At 40.4% G+C, this 22,560-nt stretch carries 17 protein-coding genes; 10 read left to right on the forward strand and 7 right to left on the reverse strand.

Annotated features, from left to right (window positions below; genetic code table 11):
• Nucleotides 1-84 precede the first annotated feature (84 nt).
• Nucleotides 85-1,020, forward strand: coding sequence for a hypothetical protein (locus tag CBM24_RS05930; RefSeq protein WP_088160514.1), 936 nt, complete (start codon nt 85-87; stop codon nt 1,018-1,020).
• 123 nt (nt 1,021-1,143) lie between these two features.
• Here the strand turns inward: CBM24_RS05930 and CBM24_RS05935 are convergent, their stop codons facing one another.
• Nucleotides 1,144-2,910, reverse strand: a complete 1,767-nt coding sequence (locus tag CBM24_RS05935; protein ID WP_088160515.1) for a hypothetical protein — start codon at nt 2,908-2,910, stop codon at nt 1,144-1,146.
• A gap of 301 nt (nt 2,911-3,211) precedes the next feature.
• On the opposite strand from CBM24_RS05935, the gene CBM24_RS05940 reads away from it, so the two are divergent.
• The 4 genes from CBM24_RS05940 (at nt 3,212) to CBM24_RS05955 (ending at nt 6,914) form a co-directional block, all read left to right on the forward strand.
• Nucleotides 3,212-3,766: a hypothetical protein gene (locus tag CBM24_RS05940; protein WP_145327723.1), complete on the forward strand. Its 555-nt coding sequence runs from the start codon at nt 3,212-3,214 to the stop codon at nt 3,764-3,766.
• A 361-nt stretch (nt 3,767-4,127) separates the two neighbouring features.
• Nucleotides 4,128-5,018: a DUF6694 family lipoprotein gene (locus tag CBM24_RS05945; RefSeq protein ID WP_075991402.1), complete on the forward strand. Its 891-nt coding sequence runs from the start codon at nt 4,128-4,130 to the stop codon at nt 5,016-5,018.
• A gap of 152 nt (nt 5,019-5,170) precedes the next feature.
• A complete protein-coding gene (locus CBM24_RS05950; RefSeq protein WP_088160517.1) occupies nt 5,171-5,977 on the forward strand; it encodes a helix-turn-helix domain-containing protein in 807 nt (268 codons plus the stop codon).
• Nucleotides 5,978-6,128: 151 nt separating this feature from the next.
• On the forward strand, nt 6,129-6,914 hold the full coding sequence (locus tag CBM24_RS05955; protein WP_075991404.1) for a hypothetical protein: 786 nt from the start codon (nt 6,129-6,131) through the stop codon (nt 6,912-6,914).
• Between the two features lie 167 nt (nt 6,915-7,081).
• On the opposite strand, the gene CBM24_RS05960 is transcribed toward CBM24_RS05955, so the two are convergent.
• The 5 genes from CBM24_RS05960 to CBM24_RS05980 form a co-directional block, all read right to left on the reverse strand.
• Nucleotides 7,082-8,581 carry a SusD/RagB family nutrient-binding outer membrane lipoprotein gene (locus tag CBM24_RS05960; RefSeq protein ID WP_075991405.1) on the reverse strand — a complete coding sequence of 500 codons (1,500 nt, stop codon included), beginning with the start codon at nt 8,579-8,581 and terminating at the stop codon, nt 7,082-7,084.
• 10 nt (nt 8,582-8,591) lie between these two features.
• Nucleotides 8,592-11,948, reverse strand: coding sequence for a SusC/RagA family TonB-linked outer membrane protein (locus CBM24_RS05965; RefSeq protein WP_075991406.1), 3,357 nt, complete (start codon nt 11,946-11,948; stop codon nt 8,592-8,594).
• 25 nt (nt 11,949-11,973) lie between these two features.
• Nucleotides 11,974-12,999, reverse strand: a complete 1,026-nt coding sequence (locus CBM24_RS05970; protein WP_088160518.1) for a FecR family protein — start codon at nt 12,997-12,999, stop codon at nt 11,974-11,976.
• A gap of 42 nt (nt 13,000-13,041) precedes the next feature.
• Nucleotides 13,042-13,572, reverse strand: a complete 531-nt coding sequence (locus tag CBM24_RS05975) for a sigma-70 family RNA polymerase sigma factor (protein ID WP_075991408.1) — start codon at nt 13,570-13,572, stop codon at nt 13,042-13,044.
• A gap of 79 nt (nt 13,573-13,651) precedes the next feature.
• The gene (locus CBM24_RS05980; RefSeq protein WP_075991409.1) at nt 13,652-14,017 is read right to left on the reverse strand and encodes a hypothetical protein; all 366 of its coding nucleotides are present in this window, start codon (nt 14,015-14,017) and stop codon (nt 13,652-13,654) included.
• A gap of 327 nt (nt 14,018-14,344) precedes the next feature.
• On the opposite strand from CBM24_RS05980, the gene CBM24_RS05985 reads away from it, so the two are divergent.
• Both CBM24_RS05985 and CBM24_RS05990 read left to right on the forward strand, forming a co-directional pair.
• Nucleotides 14,345-14,740 carry a hypothetical protein gene (locus CBM24_RS05985; RefSeq protein WP_075991410.1) on the forward strand — a complete coding sequence of 132 codons (396 nt, stop codon included), beginning with the start codon at nt 14,345-14,347 and terminating at the stop codon, nt 14,738-14,740.
• A gap of 128 nt (nt 14,741-14,868) precedes the next feature.
• Entirely contained in the window at nt 14,869-15,054 is a 186-nt protein-coding gene (locus tag CBM24_RS05990) for a CsbD family protein (protein WP_046672091.1), read from the forward strand.
• A 156-nt stretch (nt 15,055-15,210) separates the two neighbouring features.
• Here the strand turns inward: CBM24_RS05990 and CBM24_RS05995 are convergent, their stop codons facing one another.
• Nucleotides 15,211-15,627, reverse strand: coding sequence for a DUF5777 family beta-barrel protein (locus tag CBM24_RS05995; RefSeq protein WP_088160519.1), 417 nt, complete (start codon nt 15,625-15,627; stop codon nt 15,211-15,213).
• A 630-nt stretch (nt 15,628-16,257) separates the two neighbouring features.
• On the opposite strand from CBM24_RS05995, the gene CBM24_RS06000 reads away from it, so the two are divergent.
• The 3 genes from CBM24_RS06000 (at nt 16,258) to CBM24_RS06010 (ending at nt 22,421) form a co-directional block, all read left to right on the forward strand.
• Complete coding sequence (locus CBM24_RS06000; protein ID WP_088160520.1) at nt 16,258-16,704, forward strand: nuclear transport factor 2 family protein; 447 nt, start codon at nt 16,258-16,260, stop codon at nt 16,702-16,704.
• 507 nt (nt 16,705-17,211) lie between these two features.
• Nucleotides 17,212-20,412: a SusC/RagA family TonB-linked outer membrane protein gene (locus CBM24_RS06005; RefSeq protein WP_088160521.1), complete on the forward strand. Its 3,201-nt coding sequence runs from the start codon at nt 17,212-17,214 to the stop codon at nt 20,410-20,412.
• A gap of 11 nt (nt 20,413-20,423) precedes the next feature.
• Nucleotides 20,424-22,421, forward strand: coding sequence for a RagB/SusD family nutrient uptake outer membrane protein (locus CBM24_RS06010; protein WP_075991414.1), 1,998 nt, complete (start codon nt 20,424-20,426; stop codon nt 22,419-22,421).
• Nucleotides 22,422-22,560: the final 139 nt, after the last annotated feature.

A 22,560-nucleotide genomic window follows, 5' to 3' on the forward strand; every position in this document is an offset into this window, starting at 1 on the left:
ATTGATGGGGAAAGGTCTATTGTTTTTTTTAACTTACAAGATAGATTTTGTTTGGTAAATTGTGTTGTATAAATAATCGATTTCATGAAAAATCCATTGAAGCTAACGTTTTCCTTTTCTTATCTGGTATGGCCCTTTTGTCTGCTTATACTAACATCCTGTTCTAAAGAGGGACTTAATTCACAAGGAGGTCTAATAGATCCCGGTTTTAAAGCTGTCAACTTACAAACCGGAATCAAGGAAAATGTAATTCCGATCAAAGCGGATTTATGGTATGTATCCTATGTCAAAGATGCCCTTACAGGAGAAATATTGAAAGATTCCACTGGAAAAAAGCTCAAGTTGGAGCGTACGGGCTCGATTGGGGTTGACGGCGGGTGGCTACAGTTGGAAAAAACAATTAATAACGAGCTTAAATTGACCTTATTGGAAAATTTTAGTGATCAGCCTAGGAATTTTGCTATTGGCATATTATCAGCGGATAAAATGGATGAAGTGAATTTTATTCAAACTAGGGCTGACGGATATGAGTTGGTCAAAAAAGAAATCAAAGAAGTGAAAGAAAGCCGGAAAATCTATGTCAGTACCGAAGGGTGTACTGCGATGAATCTGGTAAATAGCTCAAATAGAGAGCGAAAAGTCGATATCACTGCCATTTTTAAGGACGTAAAGTATAGTTCCGAATTCATAAGTGACAGCTACGGCGCTTTTGACTGGCTCAATAAAACAGACTCTACGATCTTCATGGATGAATTAATGGTAAATGGTGGAGTTCGCTGGCAAGGTAAAGTTCCTTACAGCAAAGGCAAAACTTTTGAAAATTATATTAAATCTGGAGATAAACAAGAACTGCTGCTCAAGCCCAATGCCCAGATAACCGCGAGAGGTGAATTCAAATACCTCGAAAGAACTTGCAATTATATCTTCACGATCAAGAATAAAACATCCGGACACGAATTCCAAGTGAAGGGTACCTGGAAGCAAAAGGTTCCGCTGACCCCACGGACTATTTTGCAATAAGATTATTTATGAGGTTTTAAGCATAACAACAATATAATGACCTTTTTGTAATTCTCGGTAAATATAAAAGCCACATCATCTGATGTGGCTTTTTTGTGTTCTGCTTAATGGCTATACAATGTCTTATTTGACTTGTGTAATTGTTCCGTTAGTAACGCTTCCCCAATTTGTAAGACTTCCATAAACAATTAATTTGGACTTACTGTTGGCAAATTCTACCTTTCCGCTACCATTAATAGTCAAGTTACCGTATACGACAACTTCACCGTCAATAACCATCTTACCATTGATAAATGAAGTGGATTTTGATCCGACAGTTCCCTGAGAAAGTGAACCTGTTACACTCAAGATACCGCTTCCGTTTACGGTAAAAGTTCCACCAATAACACCTGAGCCCACCAAATTCATTGTTGAATTGACGTTAATGTTTTGCTTCAAAGCGATTGAACCATACATATTGAATACACCGCTGTTGATGTTAACAGAATTTCCATTGATATTAAGTGTGCCACACCAGTTAAAATTCCGGTTGATATTGACATTTGAGGCAAATGTTTTTGTATCTGAGTAGCTCGCTTCATTATTGACATTCAGGTCTCCTTGTGTACTGCCTGTGAAAGCTGGATAAGTACCATTACAGCTTGGAGTTGTTGGTTTCAGATCGATGAGTTTAAGAATTTTTAAGCCACCTTTTCCCGTTGCTACAAAAACATAGTTATCTCTACTGATCACAAAATTACTTGAACTGTTGTCAATCGCATTGAAACTTGCACTACCGATATAGTTAAAGTTGTTTTGTGTATCAAATTGATAGGCTGCGATACCAGCACCACCGTTGGCAACAAATACACGTTTGTCGTTTGTAGATACAGCATTGGTCACAATATCTTCCGGATCCATGTTGCTGTCATCAGGACTTACTGGAATACTAATGCGTTTATCTAGAGCTCCTGTATTTATATTATAAATACCCAAGCCCTGAGCGCCTTCAGAAGCTAAAAGATAACTGCTGTAAAAATCGATAGTACGCTTTGCTGAACTTGGATTTTGACTCACATTGATTGTTTTAACCGGATCAAGATTATTGGATACAACTTTTATCCCCTGTGTTCCTGAAAGCACATACACTTGATTCTGGTATGTTCTTACAGATAGGAGATCCGCAATAGTTACCGATTTTTCGATAGCACCCGAAGATTTATTGATTTTAGAAATAGCACCCGCATTACCTGAAACAGCATACTGGCTTTCGTTGTTAAAAGTAACATCTGTTGCCACATAGCTTGGCAGACCTGTATAACGATAAGCATCGGTAGGTAATCCATTCTGAAGTGGTAAAACAATAAGAACTGCAGGTGAGGTCATTTTTGCCAATACACCTTCATCTGCTGCTCCAGCTAAGAGTAGGCTATTGCCATCAACTGCCAATGAGCTAATGTCGATATTCGGCAATTTAGCATTTACGATAAGACGTGGGTTATTAATATCTGAAATGTCGATGACATCGACACCACCAAGATAGCGATCGCCTTCGGTATTGTAACTTACATAAGCGTAGTTGCCCGAAACAGCAACATGGGTTGCCCGAAGCTTATTGCCTTCATAATCCGGAGGAGCGACTTGTGCGACCAAAGCTAATGAGAAGTCTGGGTTTTGAGTGGCAGTTACTGTCGAACCATTGGCTGCGCGCTTACCGGATGCTAAAAGATTAGATAACGGCAATAAACCAGCATTTTGATGATCTAAACGTGCATTCAATTGACTTGCATTATTGTCGATAACAACAGATTGATTATTTTTAGGGTCATCAATGGTATCATTGTTTTTGTTACAGCTAATAATAGTAGTCAAACTCAATGCTAAAAGTGGCAGGTAAAATTTCTGTTTCATAATATTATATATCTATCACAAAAGTAAACCAAAAATCTTGTAGTTAAGTTTTGTTGCGGTTAATTTTTATAAAGCTGTAGTTGTTTTACTACTACATTTTATGTTGTATAAACTTCGGCTGAACACAAATTTTCCCATTGCATGTTCAACTAAGTTTAGCATCTGTAACGCTCGCAACAGCTCCCTTTCAGCTGTGTAATGGGGTGCTTAAGAAATGTGGTTTTCTCTTCGACTAGATTATGAAATGAAATTGATAATTTTGAAAATAGTTAAACCATTCAAAAGCCTGTAAATTATTTGTATGCAAAGAATAATATATTTTACCGTTGGATGCCTACTTTTCAGTGCTATTTATCTGCAAGGTTGCATGAATAGTGGAAGTACCATAGAACGGCGGAGAAAAGAATCCTCGGTCCCGATACCATCTAATTTTGATTCACTGGAGTATTATTTTGTGGATATTGATTTATTTAAAATAGGTGAATTGGAGGACAAAAAGAATAAATCTGAGAAAGAGCGTCTTTTGTTATCAGTACTGGAAGATGATAAGTTGGATCTTTCCCTTTTATCTCATTTGAAGAATATAGGCTATGTTAGAGGCTCACTGGATCAATCTCTCTATCGTGCTGTCGACTCACTATTTTTCTTAAAAACAAGAACAGATCATGTCGACACCTCTTGTATTTATGAATTTCGAGATATCCTTGTGTTCTATAAAAATAAGCAATGCATTGGGATCGCTAAGATCTGTTTTGATTGTAAAGCTATGGTTTCATGGAGCGAAAAACCAAATTTCGCAGGTTTCGGTGATTGGGAAGATTACGATAAATTGCATCTTTTACTCAGGGGGAAATAAAATTTCACCTTTCGAATTCCTTTATTTTCAGATTGTTCTAAGGTGTTTGGCCAAAATACCTAGTACAAATATCGCTGAGTCAGCGGGCTGTTATCAATAGCGACAGTTGGAAAGTGTCAGTTGGGGGCTATCTTGTGAAATGTAGCTTTTTGTGTTGAATTAATTTTTAAGATAACGTTTTTTGTATATTTTTAACAGCTCATAAAAAAACTGAATGTTAAATTCTGCGTTCTTATGTTCAGCTTGAACGATATGATGGAATTAGCAGTAAGAGGACGTTCAATTGATTTAAGAACAGCGTTACCTAAGCATTAGCTTTATGCAAGCTTAGCCGATATCTTGTATACTAAAACTATTTAAAATGAAACAATGCATAAAAATCGCACTGATCGGACTATTCTTGACATTATCTATAAGCTCTTGTAGCGAAAGACTAAGTGGAAAGGACGAGTCGTCCTTTGACAGTTCCCGTAAAAAGGTAGAAGCAAAGCTGAATGACAAAGAAAAAGCGAACTTGGAAAAGGCCTTGCGAGTGGCACTATCCGAAGCGATGTGGCTCAAAATGAACGAACCTCAAAAATATAATGAGGAATCAATAAATCGTATTTCGTTGGGTATGATCGATGGAAAATCTTACGGTGCAGTATTGGACCTGGCCGATGACATCCTTCAAAAACAACAGGAAAGGAAAATAGCTCATCTTCAAAATGAGATCGATAGTCTACAAAAACATAAAACTGAATTTGAACAGGTAAAGAAAGAGCTGGCTGTTTTTCAGTTGGAACCGATTGAACTGGGACTCGAAGATTTCTTTGGCGAACCTGTTCCCAGAATTATAGTGACTATGAAGTATATGGGTAAAAAGCCGCTAAAAGGAAGTCAGGGCTTTTCGTATGTGCTGAAAAAACGTTCTTCACAAACTATTATCAGTAATGAGCAGGCTGTTTTTGGCGAATCTGACAGTGTGCTCCAGCCAGGTGAGTTTCGTGTCAATACGATAGTCTTCAATCAGCAAAAAAAAGATTATCCTAAACTCTGGAGCTTTCCTCGCTATCCCGTCAAAGGAATCAATCTGACAGATTACGATCTGGAATTAGTTGTGACGACGCAATCGATCAAATCGAATGACCGGGAGACAGTTCTTCCTGAAGGTAGTATAGCATTGATTGATGAAAACTTAAAAAAATTAGAAAAGGAAATTACTGAAGTAAAGAAAGAGAAAATTAGCCTTGACGATTTGGAATTGACGTAATTTGAGTAGAGTACGTAAAATCTTTTTTTCAAATCGCTGCCCAATTTCCCGTTTAATACATTTGTCGATCCTATTTTCGTAAAAATGTCCCTGAATTAAAAAAGGGACATGAATTACAGTCTTATTTTTGAGGAAAGTACCATTTTAAAAGCATGAAATTAGACTTTTATAAGCCGATTAACGAAACATTAAGAAAATACATTAAAGGATATTATTTCATTACTAAAAATCAAGATAGTGGGCCTATTAAGTATTGGACTTTTCCAAATAACTACTGTATTTTAACAGTGAATCAGCAGTTTGAGGTGGAAGATAAAGGGGACCTCGTCACGATAAGTTCTTCTGAAACAAATAATATTATGACTTGCGTTGTCTCTAGGTATACCAAACCGATGCAGATTTTCTATAAGGAACTTGTTGATGAATTGACTATTTATTTTCATCCCTTAGGCATCAATCATTTCATTGAAGATCCTGCAAAGCTCTTTATAAGGAAAACACAGATTGATATAAATTTTTTGGATGGATTTAATGATAAAATGAGGACACTCTTTTCTTTGGATAGAACGTCTCAAATTATTGAACTAGAGTCTTACTTATTGTCTAAACTCAAAGCGGATAAAGATCTTACGATCTTTAGACAAATGCTGACAGATCTCGAAAACGAACTTACGGTCGATCAATTAGCTAAGAAGTATCATTTCTCCCGACAGTATATTAACAGATTATTTTTGCGGAATTTAGGTAAATCCCCCTCTGAATACAAAAAAATACATCGTTTTAGACAGGCCTTGAAAATGCAACATAAATCCAAGCGATTTTCACTTTTGTTAAATACAGGGTTTTACGATCAATCGCATTATATTAAGGACTTCAAGGCATTTACAGCTTTAAACCCGAATAGCTTTTTTAAAGATGTTGATGTGAATAAAGAAAATGTTTGGCTAATTGTAGAGTAGTTTCCATTTTTACAATTTTACTCTTTTCTAAAACCATAAATTTGATGATCAGATGTGCATCATCTGTTTTCACTTTAATTTAACCTCGTATTTCCACAACATGAACTGGAAGACACTACATCTTTATCTGTATACATTTTGCCGGTATTTTATGGCAACTGTAATCATTTCGTACGCTGCCGCTAAGCTCCTGGAAACACAATTTACCTCACAACCCAGCGTGTTTGATAAACCGCTTTCAGCGCTTTCAGGATTCGAATTGACATGGTATTATTTTGGCTATTCCAAATGGTACGGCAATGCAATTGCTGTTGCGCAGCTTATCAGCGCGCTATTGCTCTTTTTTCGCAAAACTGCCAGAATCGGTGTGATCCTTTTTCTGACCTTTATCGTCAATATTTTATTGATGGATTTTGCCTTTGACATTCAGGGTGCAAAAGGTATGGCAACCGTTCTTACCTTAATGGCTGTTTTCGTGCTTTTATCAGATTATAAAGCTTTTTATGCCTTTTTTATTGACAGCGCCCCTTTATTTACCGATGCAGATAGACCTAATTGGTTCAATAAAGTCAGTAAAATTAAATTCATCTATATTCCATTGGCAGCGATTGGAATTGTTACATTATTGGCGGTATTGAAAAACAAGTACCTCGCGAAAGATGAATTGTATGGAGCCTGGGAACATGCGATTACGAAGGAAAGATTATATTTTGAGGCAGCCCAGCATTTTCAGTCAAAATTACCCTGTTCGGTAAAAAATGCAACTGACGGATCTTATCGTGTTTCAGCGGACTCATTGTTGTTTTACCCTCCAAAGGGGAATGATGACTTGGGGAAAGACAGCTTAATTTATTACTCCGGAAAATTTTCCATCAGCGGTAATGAGTTGAAAATTATACAGCACAATAAAACGGAACTATTTAAGAGGATCCGATAGTATCGTTTGACTTATATTGTATTGGTATGACCTGACAACCATGCGAATTGGAGATGAGAAGAAATAAGTAGGGCCCTGATATTAATATCAGGGCCCTACTTATTAGCACTTCTTTGAATGATTGTGAACAGCTTTGTCTGTCTATAATCTCGGCTAAAAAAGTGCAGTTACTTCTTGTCCCACCAGACTTTGGATAGGAACGAGTCACCATTTGTCAAGCGTGCTGCAGCCTCTTTTAAATTTGCTGCGTTTAACTCAGCCTCTTCACTGGAATAAATAGCTCTACGCGGTATTTGTCCGTTGGTGGAACCTGGGTTAGGACCGGGGGTTAATCGAGGATATCCTGTACGTCGCCATTCGGCAAAGGCTTCCATGTCCCGGCCAAATAGGTGAATCCATTTTTGTGTCGCTATTTTCTCCATTTTCTGTTCGTCAGTCAAGCCGCTTAGATTGAGCACAGGTTCGTATGCAGAGGGGATTGCCGTCATATTGTATGGCGGAAGTGCCAGCGCAGCTTTGACCCCTTCTGTAAAGAACGTTTGGGTATTTGCAGGTGTAGCACCCCAGCCAAGAAGTGCAGCTTCGGCTTTGTAAAAACAGATATCCGAATAGGTAAAGGCATAGCTTGGGATCGGTGCAAATGAAAGGCTGAACCAAGTAGACTTATTCGCCGTTGAATAGTTGGCACGAATTAATTGTGACAGTTGGTTATCGGTCAACGAAACCCCAATACCTTGATAGGTTGCGACTCCATTGCTAATGACCGGTTCGGCAAGTAAAGGAAGCCTTGGATCATTGTATTCTTTGAGTTTTTCAACCAGGGTATTAGCCAAATAACGTAGATCGGCACTTCCGGTAGTCATTTGACGTAAAATTGGGTTCTGGTTTTCAGCCTGAGCATCGTTGTAGGTCGGTACTGCGGCATTATCACTGTTGCTGGAGAATAGACCTATAGCAGAAGTCATGGCTTCAGTAACCGTTTTCTGGGCCAAAGAAGGATTGGCGTACCGCATGCGCATGCCGAGCTTTAATTTGAGCGAATTGCCAAATTTTTTCCATTTATCAATACTGCCTTTGTAAAAGAAATCTGAAGAGCCGTAAGACAGGTCGCCGCTTGTAAGCTTTGCCATAGCTGCATCGACCTTTTGAACCAGTGCCGGATAGATCTCTTCTTGTTTGTCAAATTTGGGCGTACGGTTAATTTCCTTATTGGATTTTGTGATCTCAGAGTAGGGGATGTCACCAAACAAATCTGTAAGGCGCTGATAGAGGTATGCTTCATAAAGCTCGGCAATAGCCAGTTTACTTCTTCCTTCTGCATTGTCTTCCTTGCCGCTTAATTCCTGTTTGATCTGAACGATATTGCGGAGCAAGGTGTAGTGCTGCGACCAAATAAGATTTTCGGGTCCTTCAAAATATCGAGAAACAGGCACTACCGGTCCCCCGGCCCAATGTTGGATCCAAGAGCCGAACTTGTTGTTGGGTAGTTCCCCAGATTCCTGAAAAGTGCCATCACGTAGAATGCGGGCTATGAGTAAGGAAGGGTCTACAGTGGTGACCGATGTCGGCGGCGTATTGATCCGTTCGAAATCTTTGGTACATGAACCTAATCCTGCCACAGAAATAAGTCCGACGATGAATGTATTTTTAAATAGTTTCTTTTTCATGATAAAGGGTTTACAGACCAACAGTGAGATTAATACCGAATGTGCGCATCATTGGAAGTGAAGTTGATTCAATACCAATCGAGCTATTGTTTACATTGAAAGCAGAAGCTTCTGGTGAAAATCCATCAGTTTTCCGTTGAAAATAAAATAGATTCCGCCCATAGACGCCCAATTTTAGGGAGTTAACAAGTTTATGTGGCATCAGCTTTTTAGGGAAAGAATAGGAGAGACTGATTTCGCGCATGGCAATATAACTCATATCATTGATCATTTCTTCGGATACCATGACTTCTTTGTCACTCGCAACAATGTTCCAGTAATCTTGTGCGGCAACCTGCTTGCTGTTTTTTGTTCCTGTACTTGTCCAGTTCCCTGATCCATCTTTTTGTCCGACCATCCCTTCGGCAACGTAGGTGCCATCACGGCCTTCCAAGGTCTTTTTAGAAGTACCATAAATGATCTGCTCACGATTGGATTGGGAGAAGATCACGCCGCCCTGACGGATATCGACAAGTGCGTAGAGGTTGAAACCTTTATATTTAAAGGTATTGGCAAAACCACCCAGCCAGTCGGGTTGCGCATTTCCAAGATCGGTTTCTACACGTCCGGCTGTGCGCAAAGGGAGTCCAGTGGTAGGGTCGATCAACCTATTTCCCTGATCATCTTTGATCCATGCAAACTGTGTCCCAATTAGCTGGCCAAATGGTTTTCCGACCTCCGCAACAACATTTATCCCGCGGTCTGTAGCGAGTAAAAAGCTTTCTACACCGGGATAGAGTGATTCAACTTTATTTCTGTTGCGGTTGTAATTGAAGGTTGTATTCCATTCAAAACCCGATTCGCTTTTGATTGGTGTTGCTCCCAATACAAATTCAATACCTCTGTTGCTAATTTCTCCAGCGTTGATCCTGTTCTTTACATAGAGACTGGAAGGGGCGATTGGTACGTCCAAAATCTGATTCTTTGTCTTGGCTTGATAGTAGGTAAAGGAGAACGAAAGTCTGTTTTTTAGAAATCTCAGGTCTGCCCCAGCTTCGATCGACGTGGTCAATTCGTTTTTCAAATTCGGATCAGGAATAATTTCTGTATAAGAAGCCATCGGTACACCACCATGGGTATACTGGTTGAGACTATAAGCTCCTGTCAGTTGATATGGGTTTCCTGAACTACCGGCCTGGGCCCATGAAGCTCTGATTTTGGCGAAAGACAGTGCATCAGATTGCCATTTGAAGGCATCCGATAAGACTAAACTGGAACTTACACTCGGGTAGAAAAACGAATTGTTTTCCTTTGACAGGGTAGAAGACCAGTCGTTACGGGCAGAGAAATCAACAAACCAATAGTCTTTGTAACTGAACTGGCCCGATAGATAAGCCGAATTAATCTTGGACTCGATCAGGTCAAATATGTAACTATTTGTCGTGGTGTTATTGATTACAAAGAGATTCGGAACAATAAATTGATTGCCTGAATTTCCTGTCATACGCAAATACCGGCTTTGATGGCTGGCCCCTAAGTTGGCACTGAGTTTAATGTCATCGGTCAATTTGAAGTTGGAGCTAGCGAGGACGTCAAAATTGTCTTCGCGGGCTCTGATGACCTCTTCGCGAATATCACCCTTTCGGTTCAAGCTTTGGTAGGTGTTTATAGGACGGTAGCGAAACCGTTGATCGGTATAGAAGTCCGTACCCCCGGTCGCTGTGACCTTAAGCCAAGGAGCAAAGTCGTAGCTCAGACGGAGTAACCCTATGATGCGGTCCCGACGATCTTCATTGTGGTTTTCATGAATGGTCCAAAAGGGGTTGGCTGTGGAACTATTGGTGGCATAGGTTTTCTCCAATCCTTCCGTCAATCCCGAAAATCCGAGCTGTCTGCTGATCTCCTGTGCGGTCCATTTATACTGTGCCATGATGTCGTTGCCCAAGCTTCGCGGCTGGCTGATAAATAGGTAGGCAGGATTGTCTGCCGCATCGGCCAGTGTTGGCCGGTTTTGCCCCTTTTGTGCGATATAGTTCGCCTTGATGTCAATGTGAAATTTATCGGTTATTTTGGCTTGTGTGCGCAGACCGAAATTGTTTCTCTTCAGCGTATTGGTTGGGATATAACCCTTTACATCTGTATTGGCAAATGAAAAACGGTAGTTTACTTTGTCGGTTCCGCCATCTATACTAAGGTTGTTGACAAACTGTTTCTCCGTTTGAAAAAACGACGAGTAGGTATCTGGTTTCGGTGTTAACTGTAAGATGTTGCCATAAGCATCTTCATAAGTCTGGCCTTCCATTTTTGCACCCCAGCTTGCTCGTGTCGTACGGTCACGTCCGGCGCTCATTTTAGGCATACCACTGTAACCATTTTTCAGCGCTTCACTCATAGAAACAATGGTGCCGTCATCTTTTCTGAAATGTGTAAATGTTCCGTTCAATCCTTGTCCATAGGCATTTTGAAAATCCGGTAAGACCAGCCCATTGCCCAATGAAAAATCTGTACCATAGCTAAAACGGGTCTTACCAGCTTTACCAGATTTAGTTGTGATCAAGATAACTCCGTTACTTCCTCTTTGTCCATAAAGTGCGGCCGCATTCGGGCCTTTTAATACCGACATCGTTTCGATGTCTTCGGGATTGATGTTTCCGATTCCGTCGCCATAATCTGTTCCCCCAGATTGGTTTGGAGATGAAATGTTTTGATTATCAATCGGTACTCCATCAACAACATAGAGCGGCTGGCTATTACCGATAAGTGAGTTGTTACCACGTATCACGACCTTGGATGAACCTCCGGCACCGGATGCGGCGCGGCTTACCTGCACGCCGGCAACTTTACCCGATAAGGCATTCGCCACATTGGTTTCCTTACCCTGCGTCAGCTCGTCGCCTTTGAGTTCAGCGACCGTATAACCGAGCGCTTTTTTTTCGCGTTTGATACCAAGCGCTGTAACGACAACCTCCTGTAGGTTTTGCGCACTCGATTCCAAACTAATATTGATCGCTAGCTTGTCCCTGTCTGTAATGGTGTAATCCAACAGTTCTCTGCTTTTAAAACCGATAGACGATACGCTGATCTGGTAGCCCTGTCCAGCAGGAATCTGGTCGAGTGAAAAAGTTCCGTCAGGCCTGCTGGTTGTTGTTTTTTTCATTCCGCTCGTCGCATTACGTATGGTAACCGTCGCCGAGGGGATGGGCTTTCCTGTTTCATCTTTGATTACTCCGTTAATGGTCGCATTTTGTTGGGCATTAGCGAGAAGATAGCTTGTTGACAAAAGCCCCATGAGGCCAAGACGCAGTGCCCAGTTTACGTCGGCTCGAATGTTGGATCTCAACAATAGCATAGTCAGGATACTATGCTTGGAAGGTAAATAATTGTGCATAATTTGTGGGTTATGTGAGTGAATGTTATTCGGTTTGTACATGAATGGTTATTTTATGGAGTGCTTGGATATCAGCTAACATGTTGACGTATGCAGATGCTGTATTTTTATACGTTCCACTATAATATTTATTTTGTATATCTTTAGGTTCAACGCTTAGTTTAAGGCCATAATTATGACTGATGATGTGAAGTACATCTTGCAATGGGAGGTTTTTAAAGATCAGTTGTCCGCTAGTTTTTAAGTAAGATCCCCTTTTGCTGGATTGAGAAGTATTGACTCGGGTTTCGGCAATGATCTGTTGTAGCTTGCTATCAATGCTGATTTCTTCGTTGGGTTGAAACTGTAGATTTAAGGCCTGTTTATTTTCAGAATGCTGATTGCTTTTGACTTCAATACGGCCTTCATAGAGTTTTATTTTCGTAATCGCGCTACCACCTTCTTCCACACTGAAAACAGTGCCAAGTGCGGTTGTTGTCAAATCGGCCGTATGAACGCGAAAAGGCTTTGTCTTATCCTTTGCTACCGTAAATTTGGCTTTACCTTTTAATTGGATTTCCCGCGCGCTAATAGTTGTGAAATCTGAACTGAATTTTACTTCAGAATTGGGGTATAGGTCGATAGTAGAACCGTCTGGAACTGCAATTTGTTGAATGGTATTACCTGAATTGATATAATATAAATTACTTGGTTGCTCTTGTGGTGTGGGCTGGACTTTCTTTGCGCTACGATATGCGGTGTTATATTTAGAAGAATCGATCTGGTTTAATCCCAGCCAAGCTCCGATTCCAATGAAGAAGATAATAGCCGCATATTTTAACCAGTTGAAACGATCCTTATTTTTTTGCCCTATTTGTTTGAAAATATGCCCTTTTATTTCCTTTTGGTTTTTAAAATCCGAATCCATCTCATATGCTTGCCATTCCGTTTCCGGCATAAAATCCTCCCAATAAAACTCGTTATTGGCCAGCGCATTTTCTACTGCGGCAATTTCTTCCGCACTGGCTTTACCGCTTAGGTATTTGTCGATGAGTGTTTTTGTAATCTTCATGTATAAAGATTACGATTGAAAATGAGGTACCCCCCAAAGAAATTAAAAAATAATTTGCATCAGCATACCGAACAGTAAAGCCTTTCGAATGGTTTTTAGTGCTAGTGTCAATTGGTTTTCCACAGTTTTCGTTGATATGGCCAGCTTGTCCGCAATTTCCTTATGCGAAAGATTAGAAAATCGGCTTAGCATAAAAATCTCCTTGCGTTTCTCCGGTAGTTTATCGACAATTTCATGGAGTGTGGAGGTAAGTTGTTTGGCATAAAAATCATCCTGAGGGCTATGGCGTAAGACAAATGTTTGATCGTGATCCAAAAGTTTCTTACGGTTATACTCTGCCTTGACCAGATCGATCACCACTGTTCGGGTGATACAGAAAATCTGGGATTCTATGGTGGCATCGATATTTTTGTCACTCATATTTTTCCAGAGTTTGATAAATACACGCTGTACGGTTTCTTCGGCTAGATAAGAAGATTTGGTTTTATGGATTGCATATTGGTATACTTTGGAACTCCATAGGTCAAAATATTCCTCGAATCTTCGAACGATAAGCGCATAATTGATTTCCATAGTGTAGGCTTGGAATAAATGAATTTAGCGATAATGCGCTTTTGCTCCAAGTTTTTTTAAAAATATTTTGTCTCCTTTCTTAGTGGATGAGATTTGTTTTCTGAATGATCTTCGATGTATGGTTATAGACTCTCAATTGGATATTAGTTCCTTGATCGGATTGATTTAGGAATACGATGTTCCCTTTCTGGTTGACATTCAGTGTGTATGTTTTGTCCTTCTCCATCTCAATCTCCTCTGATTCATTCAAAATTTTTAGCCGACCGGTCGAGCTTTTTTTAGTCTCAATGGAAAATGGACTGGCATCTTCGGTTGAGATGGCTAAGGAACTATGTGCGGGGATTGATGTATTGATATACAAAGAACCTTTTTCTTTTTTTCCTATCCGCTGAACGGTGCAAGACTGGAGGGCAATAAAAAATAGAAAGACGGAAAATAATTTCATAAATAAGGCTGTTTTTTTTATATGGGATCTAATCATGCATTATACCGGAGGTTTTTCCCACTAGATTGGAGTTAGATTACTCCAATGTGGAGGGAAAAACCAGTTATGGTCTTAAAAATACAAAAGATCATAATGACTTATTAATAGAAATGGGGTATTTAACGGATATCTGCATACGATCGTTGTGTATTTATTCGCTAGTTCGGTATTTATACCCCTTCTTAAGTGTTTGATACGGGTGTTTCTAAGGTTGCATTTGCACTGGCATAAAGTTTGAATTTTACCCAGCTGTAATAAAATATAATATTCACATTAACACATCAACGTATGAAAAAATTAATTCAAACACTGGGACTCGGTATGCTTATTTTAACGGTATTGGTAGGCTTTACATCATGTAGCAAAGACGATGATCCGGCCGACAACGATCTTTTTGTTGGTAAATATGAAGGCACTATCTCGTATGATGATATGAATAACAATGACAATGATGTTGCCGCTGCAGAAGGAACAGTTACCGTAACAAAAGTTGGCGATACCTATAATTTCGCTTTTGGAAATGGCATTCCAAATCTCAACGGCGTAGATTTTGAAAAAAAGGATAACGTCTTGGTCAACATTGGTTCGGCAGGTACAGGAGTTATCCGTATTGATGCCGGTAAATTGACAATTGGTTATACAAAAGACAGCAAGGTATGGACGGCCAATTGTAACCGGAAATAATAATATAAAAAATAGAAAGTGCCTGTTTACCAGGTGAATGTTGTGAAATTAACATTTTATAACATTATTTTTTAAACGATTAGCTGTATGAAACTGTTCTATTGATAAATAACGAAAGGAAAATAATTATGAGCGAATTAACATGGAAAGGCCGTTGGAACGAAATCAAAGGTAAGGTAAAACAACAATATGCAGATCTTACTGATGATGATCTATTATATGCCGAGGGCAAAGAAGACGAATTGGTAGGTAAGCTTCAAAAGAAGACCGGTAAAACACAAGATGAGGTAAATAAGTGGTTAAATGATTTGTAGATTTAATATTGTGTGATAAAAAAGCGGATAACAGCATTGTTATCCGCTTTTTTGATTTAAGAACCTATCAACCGATGATGCTTTTAAGTATTTTGAATTCTTATTACGTTGGACAGATTATTTTGATTCCAAGTACACGATGGAGCAATTGCTTTTTTATTTTTTGTTAAAATTGAAACGGCGTGCAATGCTGAATCCCCAACGGAATTGTCCCTTACGCCAGGAGCTATTTGTTTCGCTAATAAACTGAGATTCTTGTATTGCGGTTGCATTGGTAAAATTGAGATGGAAGATATGTCCTCCGGTAACCATTTCCAAACCGACACCTAATGCATTATAATAACGCTGTCCGCTTACATCTTCACGGTATTTTTTGTTCGACGACTTTCGGAAGGGTAATGTATAGTCTGCTACTAATGCGATCCTATTGCTGACCTTGGCCCGCTCGCCAATACCAAGAGCAAATACAGTATTCTGATCGTTATAAGCTGTATAGCTCCAGTGAAGAAAGGTTGGGACCACAACGAGCGATAGATTTGAGCTAAATTTACGGGTAATGATGAGCTGCGTCATATAACTCAATCGATCATTGAAGTCTTCAAAGCTTGCTGCCGAAGACTTATCGGAGCTGGCAGGAAATGTGGACCTGGAATCTAAAGGCGTCGCGTTTACCTTGGGAATGAGTTTGTAATTCCGATATATTCCCTCGAAGATGACCAGTTAAACCTATGTCTCGCGAGCTTGTACCGTGTTACTAGCCTGTTTGTCTCCCCGAAAAAATTTGATGCCTGATCTTTCTGATCAGGCAAACAAGTACGTTTCTTTTTTACTGTATATCGTCATTCACTTCAAAATGTATAGAAAATTAAACTTCTATTTCATTTTAATGTGCTGTACGTATGTGAACAATTCGGATAAGAACTGTTCGCATGCGTACATTTCGTTTTTTGAAGAAAATCTTAGATCGTCCATAATGGGTTTTAAAAGGCATAAATGAACCTTGGGGCCAACTGGTATGGTCTTTGGCACGGAGCTATTAAAATTGATAGTATGTTCTTTATGCATTTTGAAGTTTACTTTTTCATTTCAGTCATTCAGCGACTTCTGCTGGTTATTGATCTAAAATTCGTGGGCGACAAGCATTTGGAGCGATAATTTTGAGTCAAGAGATAAGCAAGGTAAAAAAGCACAAAAAAAGATAGTATGAAAACTCTCGTAAAAACATTCACATTAGCAGCTTTAATGGCCGTATCAACATTTGCTATGGCAGCTGAAGGACCGGGTTCAAAATCAAACCCGGTCAGCGTTAATCTATCAACCGCAGACTTTGCGCTAGAGCACTATGTCGCCGTGATCACTGAAGGTGAGTCGGCTGGAATAGAACAATTGTTTGCTGAAGATTTTAATCTAAAGGTCCAAACGGGCACCTTAAAGTCATATAGCCGCTATGAAGTGGTTAAATCCTTGAAAAAGCAAAAGAATATCCACCTGGATTGCGCGGTTAGCACAGATGTAGTTGAACAGTCTACAGATTATATGGTGGCCAGGGTTACTTTGAAATTTGAAAATTTCACCAAAACCGATCTTGTTACTTTAGTGCGTGAAGGTAAAGACTGGAGAGTATCCAAATCGATCAATTCCTATAAATAGAAGCTCATAATTTGCGGGCCAGCTCAGTTATACCAAAAGCTGATCCCTAGTGAATAACATGTTTATAAATTTAGTTCAGAAGCCACATCCGGAGATGTGGCTTTTTTTGTCTGCCTAAACCAGAATATCCTTTAATGAGGTCAAAAAGCCTAATTTGACGAATTTACCCCTTAAAATGAGAAGATTATACCCCCCTTCCTCTGTAACGTTTTTGATAATATTGCAAGTGTCAATACGACATTTTATTGTATTGACGATGTTAAATAACCAAGAGTGTTTGCCTAACTAGATGAATACCCTCTCCAAATTATATAAAAAATAGGTGTGGGGAAAGTAAGTTGGCTAAAGCTCAAAAACAGCTAAATAACCAAGTTTAATTATGATGAATTTACCAATCAAAAGTGGATTGTTTGATCCTTGAATTCTTAACGAAACGCAATATTGCTACCTCGTATTGCCATGTTACTCTTCATCAAAATATTATTTAATCACTAAACAGTTTTACTTATGAAAAGGAAAATAGTATTAACGCAGCGCTGGCTTTGTTCTATCTGCTTTTTACTTTTAAGCTTACAGCAGGCTTATGCACAGTCAATAACTGTACGGGGCCAGGTTACCGAAAATAACAGACCACTTGCTGGAGTGACCGTTAAAAATATCGGTTCCACAATGCAGGCGCAAACAGATACACAGGGGAAATATACACTCAGTGCTGCAACAGTCACGGCATTAGAATTTACCTTTCTAGGCTATGCGAAACAGCGCTTTGAATTCAGTCAGCTAAAACAGATCAGCCAAGGGAACTACGAGCTTAACGTGCAGCTTGATGCTTCCGAAGGAGATGTTTTGGATGAAGTGGTGGTCGTTGGTTTTGGCTCGCAGAAAAAAACAAACCTGACCGGTTCTGTTGCGGTGGTAGATGCCAAGCAGCTGGAAAATAGACCTGTAAGAAATGCTATCCAGGCACTGCAAGGACTGGCCCCCGGCCTAAATATTTCCCAAAACTCGGGAACGATGGAAACCAATCCATCTATTAATATCCGGGGTACAGGTACAATCGGCACATCTTCTTCGGCACCATTGGTCCTAATTGATGGCTCTGAAGGATCTTTGGCGGCATTAAATCCACAAGATATCGAAAGCGTTTCTGTCTTGAAAGATGCTGGTGCTGCTTCAATTTATGGTTCTAGAGCCGCTTTTGGGGTTATTTTGGTCACCACAAAATCTGGAAAGGCTGGACGTACTTCGGTAAATTATAATAATAGCTTTCGTATGAACGCACCGACATTGATGCCTAAGATGATGGACTCTTACACTTTTGCTCAATATTTCAATCAGGCCGAAGTCAACGCAGGCGGTTCACCGCATTTCTCCGCGGAGCATCTACAGCGCATCTTGGATTATCAAAACGGAAGCCTGAAAAATTCGACCATTGTCGATCCGAATAATAAGTTGTATTGGGCTGAAGGATATGCCTATGGTAACGATAATAACGATTGGTTCGACGTCATGTACCGGGATCAGGCTTTTGCCCAGGAGCACAACCTAAGTCTCAATGGCGGAACCGAAAAAACAACCTATTACCTTTCTGGCAATTTCATGAAGCAACAAGGATTGATGGCCTTCAATACAGACCATTACGACCGTTACTCTGTTGCGGCTAAAATCAATTCTAAAGTATCTGACATCTTTCAGGTAAATTACAACGCTAGGTTGGTACGTGAAGACTATGACCGTCCTGCAGCATTGACCAATAGTTTTTACGATGATTTAGGAAGACAGGGCTGGCCAACGCTGCCACTTTATGATCCGAATGGATACTTGTTCAGTTCTCCTTCACCTGCACTTGCCATGAAAGAAGGCGGACAGGATAAATCCAGTAAGGATTACATTTATCAACAGTTACAGCTGATCCTTGAACCAATTAAAGGATGGCGTACAACCGGTAATTTTAACTATAGGACCACAACTCAATTTCGTCACTGGGATTCGCAGCGTCTTTACAATCATGACGTGAATGGTGATCCTTATTTGTATAAAAACTCTTCAAACGTCTACGAATTTGGTTTAAAGGAAAACTATTATAACATCAATATCTTTTCTGATTACGATAAAAGCTGGGGCGACCATCATTTTAAAGTTATGGTCGGTGGTCAGATTGAACATACGGCCTATCGCAATCTCGGTGTGCAACGTGACGGAATCATTATCCCGGATCAACCGGTATTGAATCTGACTTCCGGCACAGATATCAATGGAAAAGCAGTAGTACCTTCTGTATCTGGCGAATATCAAAAATGGGCAACAGCGGGTTTCTTCGGCCGATTGAATTACAATTATGCTGAAAAATATCTATTGGAAGCTAATCTGCGTTATGACGGTTCATCACGTTTCCGTAGCGATAGCCGCTGGGGCTGGTTTCCTTCAGTTTCTGCGGGATGGAACATCGCCAAAGAAAACTTCCTTGTAGAGTCGGCACCATTTATTAATATGCTGAAATTAAGAGCTTCCTACGGAGAGCTAGGCAATCAAAATACCGATGTCTGGTATCCGACTTATGTTACGCAACCAACGGGGACAGCCAATGGTGCTTGGCTGATCAATAATGCGCGACCAAATTCTGCATCGGCTCCAGGCCTCGTAAGTGCTTTATTGACCTGGGAATCTATCAATACGAAGAACTTAGGCGTCGATTTCGCCTTTTTAAATAGCCGCCTTTCTGGGTCTTTTGAGGTCTTCGAACGGAAAACATTTAATATGGTCGGCCCAGCTCCACAGTTACCTAATACATTAGGGACGACAGTTCCTCAAACAAACAACACCGACTTAAAAACAAGAGGATTTGAGGCTACCCTGGGCTGGAATGACCGTACTGCCAGTGGTTTTGCATATGGAGCAAAGTTCCTCTTGTCTGATTATACCACAACAGTAACACGCTATCCTAACGCAATAGGGTCATTATCAAACTATCGTGAAGGTCAAAAGCTGGGTGAAATATGGGGGTATCAAACCCTTGGTATTGCCAAGACAGAAGAGCAAATGAGCCAGCATTTGGCGAGCTTGCCCAATGGTGGACAAAATGCATTAGGAACACAATGGGGGGCAGGAGATATCATGTATGCTGATCTTAATGGAGACGGAAAAATAGATGGTGGCAGCAATACAGAGGCCGATCCAGGTGATCGTCGTGTGATTGGAAACAGCACACCGCGTTACTCCTTTGGATTGAATCTGAATGCGGACTACAAAAATTTTGACTTTAGCATTTTCATGCAAGGTGTCATGAAACGCGATTATTGGCAAGGGGGCTACTATTTTTGGGGCGCAACTTCAAAATGGTGGTCAACGGGCTTGGTCGATCATCTTGATTATTTCCGTACTGCAGATAATCCCCTGGGTGAAAATCTTGAAGCATATTACGCACGTCCTGTTTTTGGTACTGCTAAAAACCAGCAGACGCAGACGCGCTTTTTGCAGAACGCAGCCTATATCCGCATAAAAAATATTCAGCTGGGCTATACCTTGCCGAAAGAAACAACAAAACGTTTCGGTGTGGAGCGCTTGCGTGTATACGTTTCCGGAGAAAATATCTGGACCGGCTCAAGTGTAGCGGGAATGTTTGATCCCGAAACTATTGATGGCGGAAGCAACGGAACCGTTTATCCATTGACTAAAGTCTGGTCTGCAGGTTTAAGTGTTACATTTTAAGTCGATTCATTATGAAATTCAATAATACTATTTTTAGATTGATGCAATTAGGCCTTGTCGCTTTGGTAGGTCTAGCTTCCTGCAATAAATATTTGGATATTGCACCCCCTTCGTCCATTATACCTGAAGCTTATCTGGATGAGGAGTCACAACTAGCTGCTTATACCGTAAATCAATATGCGGGCCTATTTCCTTCACACGGCAACTGGTCATTTGGCACTTTCGGCATAGACGGAAATACAGACAATATGGCTATTCCAACACTCGATAACAAGTTTATTCCAGGCCAATGGCGCGTAGGATCGAATGGCGGCGACTGGGATTTTTCAAGTATTTATCAGATGAATTATTTTATAAATACGGTGGTTCCCAAATGGAAAGAAAATCGTATTCTCGGAAATTCAAGTAACATTGCACATTATATCGGTGAAGCCTATTTTTTACGGGCCTACGTTTACTTTGGGAAATTACAGGCCTTAGGTGATTTCCCAATTATTCGCAATGTGATGTCGGATAAGGACAAGAATATTTTGGTAGAAGCAAGTAAGCGTTCGCCAAGAAATGAAGTGGCTCGTTTTATTCTTTCTGACTTGGATTCGGCTATTACCTTGCTGAACCAAAGTTCGCCGGACGGCAAGAAACAGCGGATCTCAAAAAATGTCGCGCAACTGTTCAAATCCCGAGTGGCTTTGTATGAGGGTACATGGCTCAAATACTTCAGCGGAACCGCATTCGTCCCTAAAGGACCAAACTGGCCGGGTGCTGCAAAATCATACAATAGCAATTATGCATTCCCGACTGGAAGTATTACCGGAGAGATCGACTACTTTTTAACGCAGGCCATGGAATCAGCTTCTGCTGTTGCTGACAATATTCAACTGGAAAATAATACCGGAATTATAGAATCTGCCAACAACGAGAATCCTTACTTCAGCATGTTTGGCGCAGTAGATATGTCGAGTTATGGTGAAGTATTGCTGTGGCGTCAATATAATCAAAGCCTGGTGACACATAATGTGCCTGTGTATGCACAACGCGGAAATTATGCGGTTGGTTTGACACGCGGCCTTGTCGAAAGCTTTCTGATGTCCAATGGACTGCCTATTTACGCTTCGGGCAGCGGTTATGCTGGTGATAATTACATAGCAGATGTTCGGAAGAATCGCGATGGCCGTTTACAATTGTTTTTAAAAGAACCTGGCCAAAAGAATGTATTGGTCAATATTGGACAGGGTACTCACTACACGCTCATAGAGCCCACTCCGACTGTATACGATACCGATTGGGAACGACGTTACACAACAGGTTATACAATTCGTAAAGGCATTTCATACGACGGTTTACAAACGCTCAACGGTCAGGGATTTACGGGTAGCATTACCTTCCGAGCCACCGAGGCCTACCTCAATTATATGGAGGCTTGTTATGAAAAGAATCAAAATTTAGATACGAAGGCACAGGCCTATTGGCGCGCACTGCGTACACGGGCTAAAGTCGATCCTGATTTCAATGCGACCATTGCGGCAACGCAAATGGATAAAGAAAAGAAAGATTGGGGCGCGTATTCTGCAGGACAGTTTATATCACCAACATTGTACAATATACGTCGCGAACGCAGAAGTGAGCTTATGGCTGAAGGTCTACGTTGGATGGATCTTAAGCGTTGGCGGGCTATGGATCAACTGATTACAACAGCAGACCATTTTGAAGGTTTTAAACTTTGGGGACCGATGAAAGATTGGTATACACCCGAACAATTGATTTATGGTGCTACCAATGACAAATCTGTCGTTTCAGATCCCGCACGGAGTGAATACCTCAGACCATTGGAGATCCGAAGCAATGCCCTGTCTTATACCGGTGTAAAATTTGCCATGGCGCATTACCTCGCACCCATTGCCACAGAGCATTTCCAGTTGGCTTCGGATGACGGAACAGCAGAAAACTCTGTTATTTATCAAAATCCAGGATGGTCACTTATCAGTGGAACTGCCCCAACCGGACTGTAGAAAATATGAAAATAGATATGTGTCATCTCATTATTACACAAATACGAATATATCCCTCTTTTTGACTCAATATCCCCCTTGATCACGCAGAAAAAGGGGGATATTTTTGTTTACTGATCATCAAGAGCTGTTAGCTCAA

It is taken from the genome of Sphingobacterium sp. G1-14 (assembly GCF_002196555.1).
GTDB classification, from domain to species: Bacteria; Bacteroidota; Bacteroidia; order Sphingobacteriales; family Sphingobacteriaceae; genus Sphingobacterium; species Sphingobacterium siyangense.

What these genes read in the sequence shown, in the direction of transcription:
- CBM24_RS05945 (WP_075991402.1), top strand. Translation starts at nt 4,128, where the DNA reads ATGAAACAATGCATAAAAATCGCACTGATCGGACTATTCTTGACATTA.
- CBM24_RS06000 (WP_088160520.1), top strand. Translation starts at nt 16,258, where the DNA reads ATGAAAACTCTCGTAAAAACATTCACATTAGCAGCTTTAATGGCCGTA.
- CBM24_RS05955 (WP_075991404.1), top strand. Translation starts at nt 6,129, where the DNA reads ATGGCAACTGTAATCATTTCGTACGCTGCCGCTAAGCTCCTGGAAACA.
- CBM24_RS05935 (WP_088160515.1), bottom strand. Translation starts at nt 2,910, where the DNA reads ATGAAACAGAAATTTTACCTGCCACTTTTAGCATTGAGTTTGACTACT.
- CBM24_RS05985 (WP_075991410.1), top strand. Translation starts at nt 14,345, where the DNA reads ATGAAAAAATTAATTCAAACACTGGGACTCGGTATGCTTATTTTAACG.
- CBM24_RS05930 (WP_088160514.1), top strand. Translation starts at nt 85, where the DNA reads ATGAAAAATCCATTGAAGCTAACGTTTTCCTTTTCTTATCTGGTATGG.
- CBM24_RS05975 (WP_075991408.1), bottom strand. Translation starts at nt 13,572, where the DNA reads ATGGAAATCAATTATGCGCTTATCGTTCGAAGATTCGAGGAATATTTT.
- CBM24_RS06005 (WP_088160521.1), top strand. Translation starts at nt 17,212, where the DNA reads ATGAAAAGGAAAATAGTATTAACGCAGCGCTGGCTTTGTTCTATCTGC.
- CBM24_RS05980 (WP_075991409.1), bottom strand. Translation starts at nt 14,017, where the DNA reads ATGAAATTATTTTCCGTCTTTCTATTTTTTATTGCCCTCCAGTCTTGC.
- CBM24_RS05970 (WP_088160518.1), bottom strand. Translation starts at nt 12,999, where the DNA reads ATGAAGATTACAAAAACACTCATCGACAAATACCTAAGCGGTAAAGCC.
- CBM24_RS05960 (WP_075991405.1), bottom strand. Translation starts at nt 8,581, where the DNA reads ATGAAAAAGAAACTATTTAAAAATACATTCATCGTCGGACTTATTTCT.
- CBM24_RS05965 (WP_075991406.1), bottom strand. Translation starts at nt 11,948, where the DNA reads ATGCACAATTATTTACCTTCCAAGCATAGTATCCTGACTATGCTATTG.
- CBM24_RS05940 (WP_145327723.1), top strand. Translation starts at nt 3,212, where the DNA reads ATGCAAAGAATAATATATTTTACCGTTGGATGCCTACTTTTCAGTGCT.
- CBM24_RS05990 (WP_046672091.1), top strand. Translation starts at nt 14,869, where the DNA reads ATGAGCGAATTAACATGGAAAGGCCGTTGGAACGAAATCAAAGGTAAG.
- CBM24_RS05950 (WP_088160517.1), top strand. Translation starts at nt 5,171, where the DNA reads ATGAAATTAGACTTTTATAAGCCGATTAACGAAACATTAAGAAAATAC.
- CBM24_RS05995 (WP_088160519.1), bottom strand. Translation starts at nt 15,627, where the DNA reads ATGACGCAGCTCATCATTACCCGTAAATTTAGCTCAAATCTATCGCTC.
- CBM24_RS06010 (WP_075991414.1), top strand. Translation starts at nt 20,424, where the DNA reads ATGAAATTCAATAATACTATTTTTAGATTGATGCAATTAGGCCTTGTC.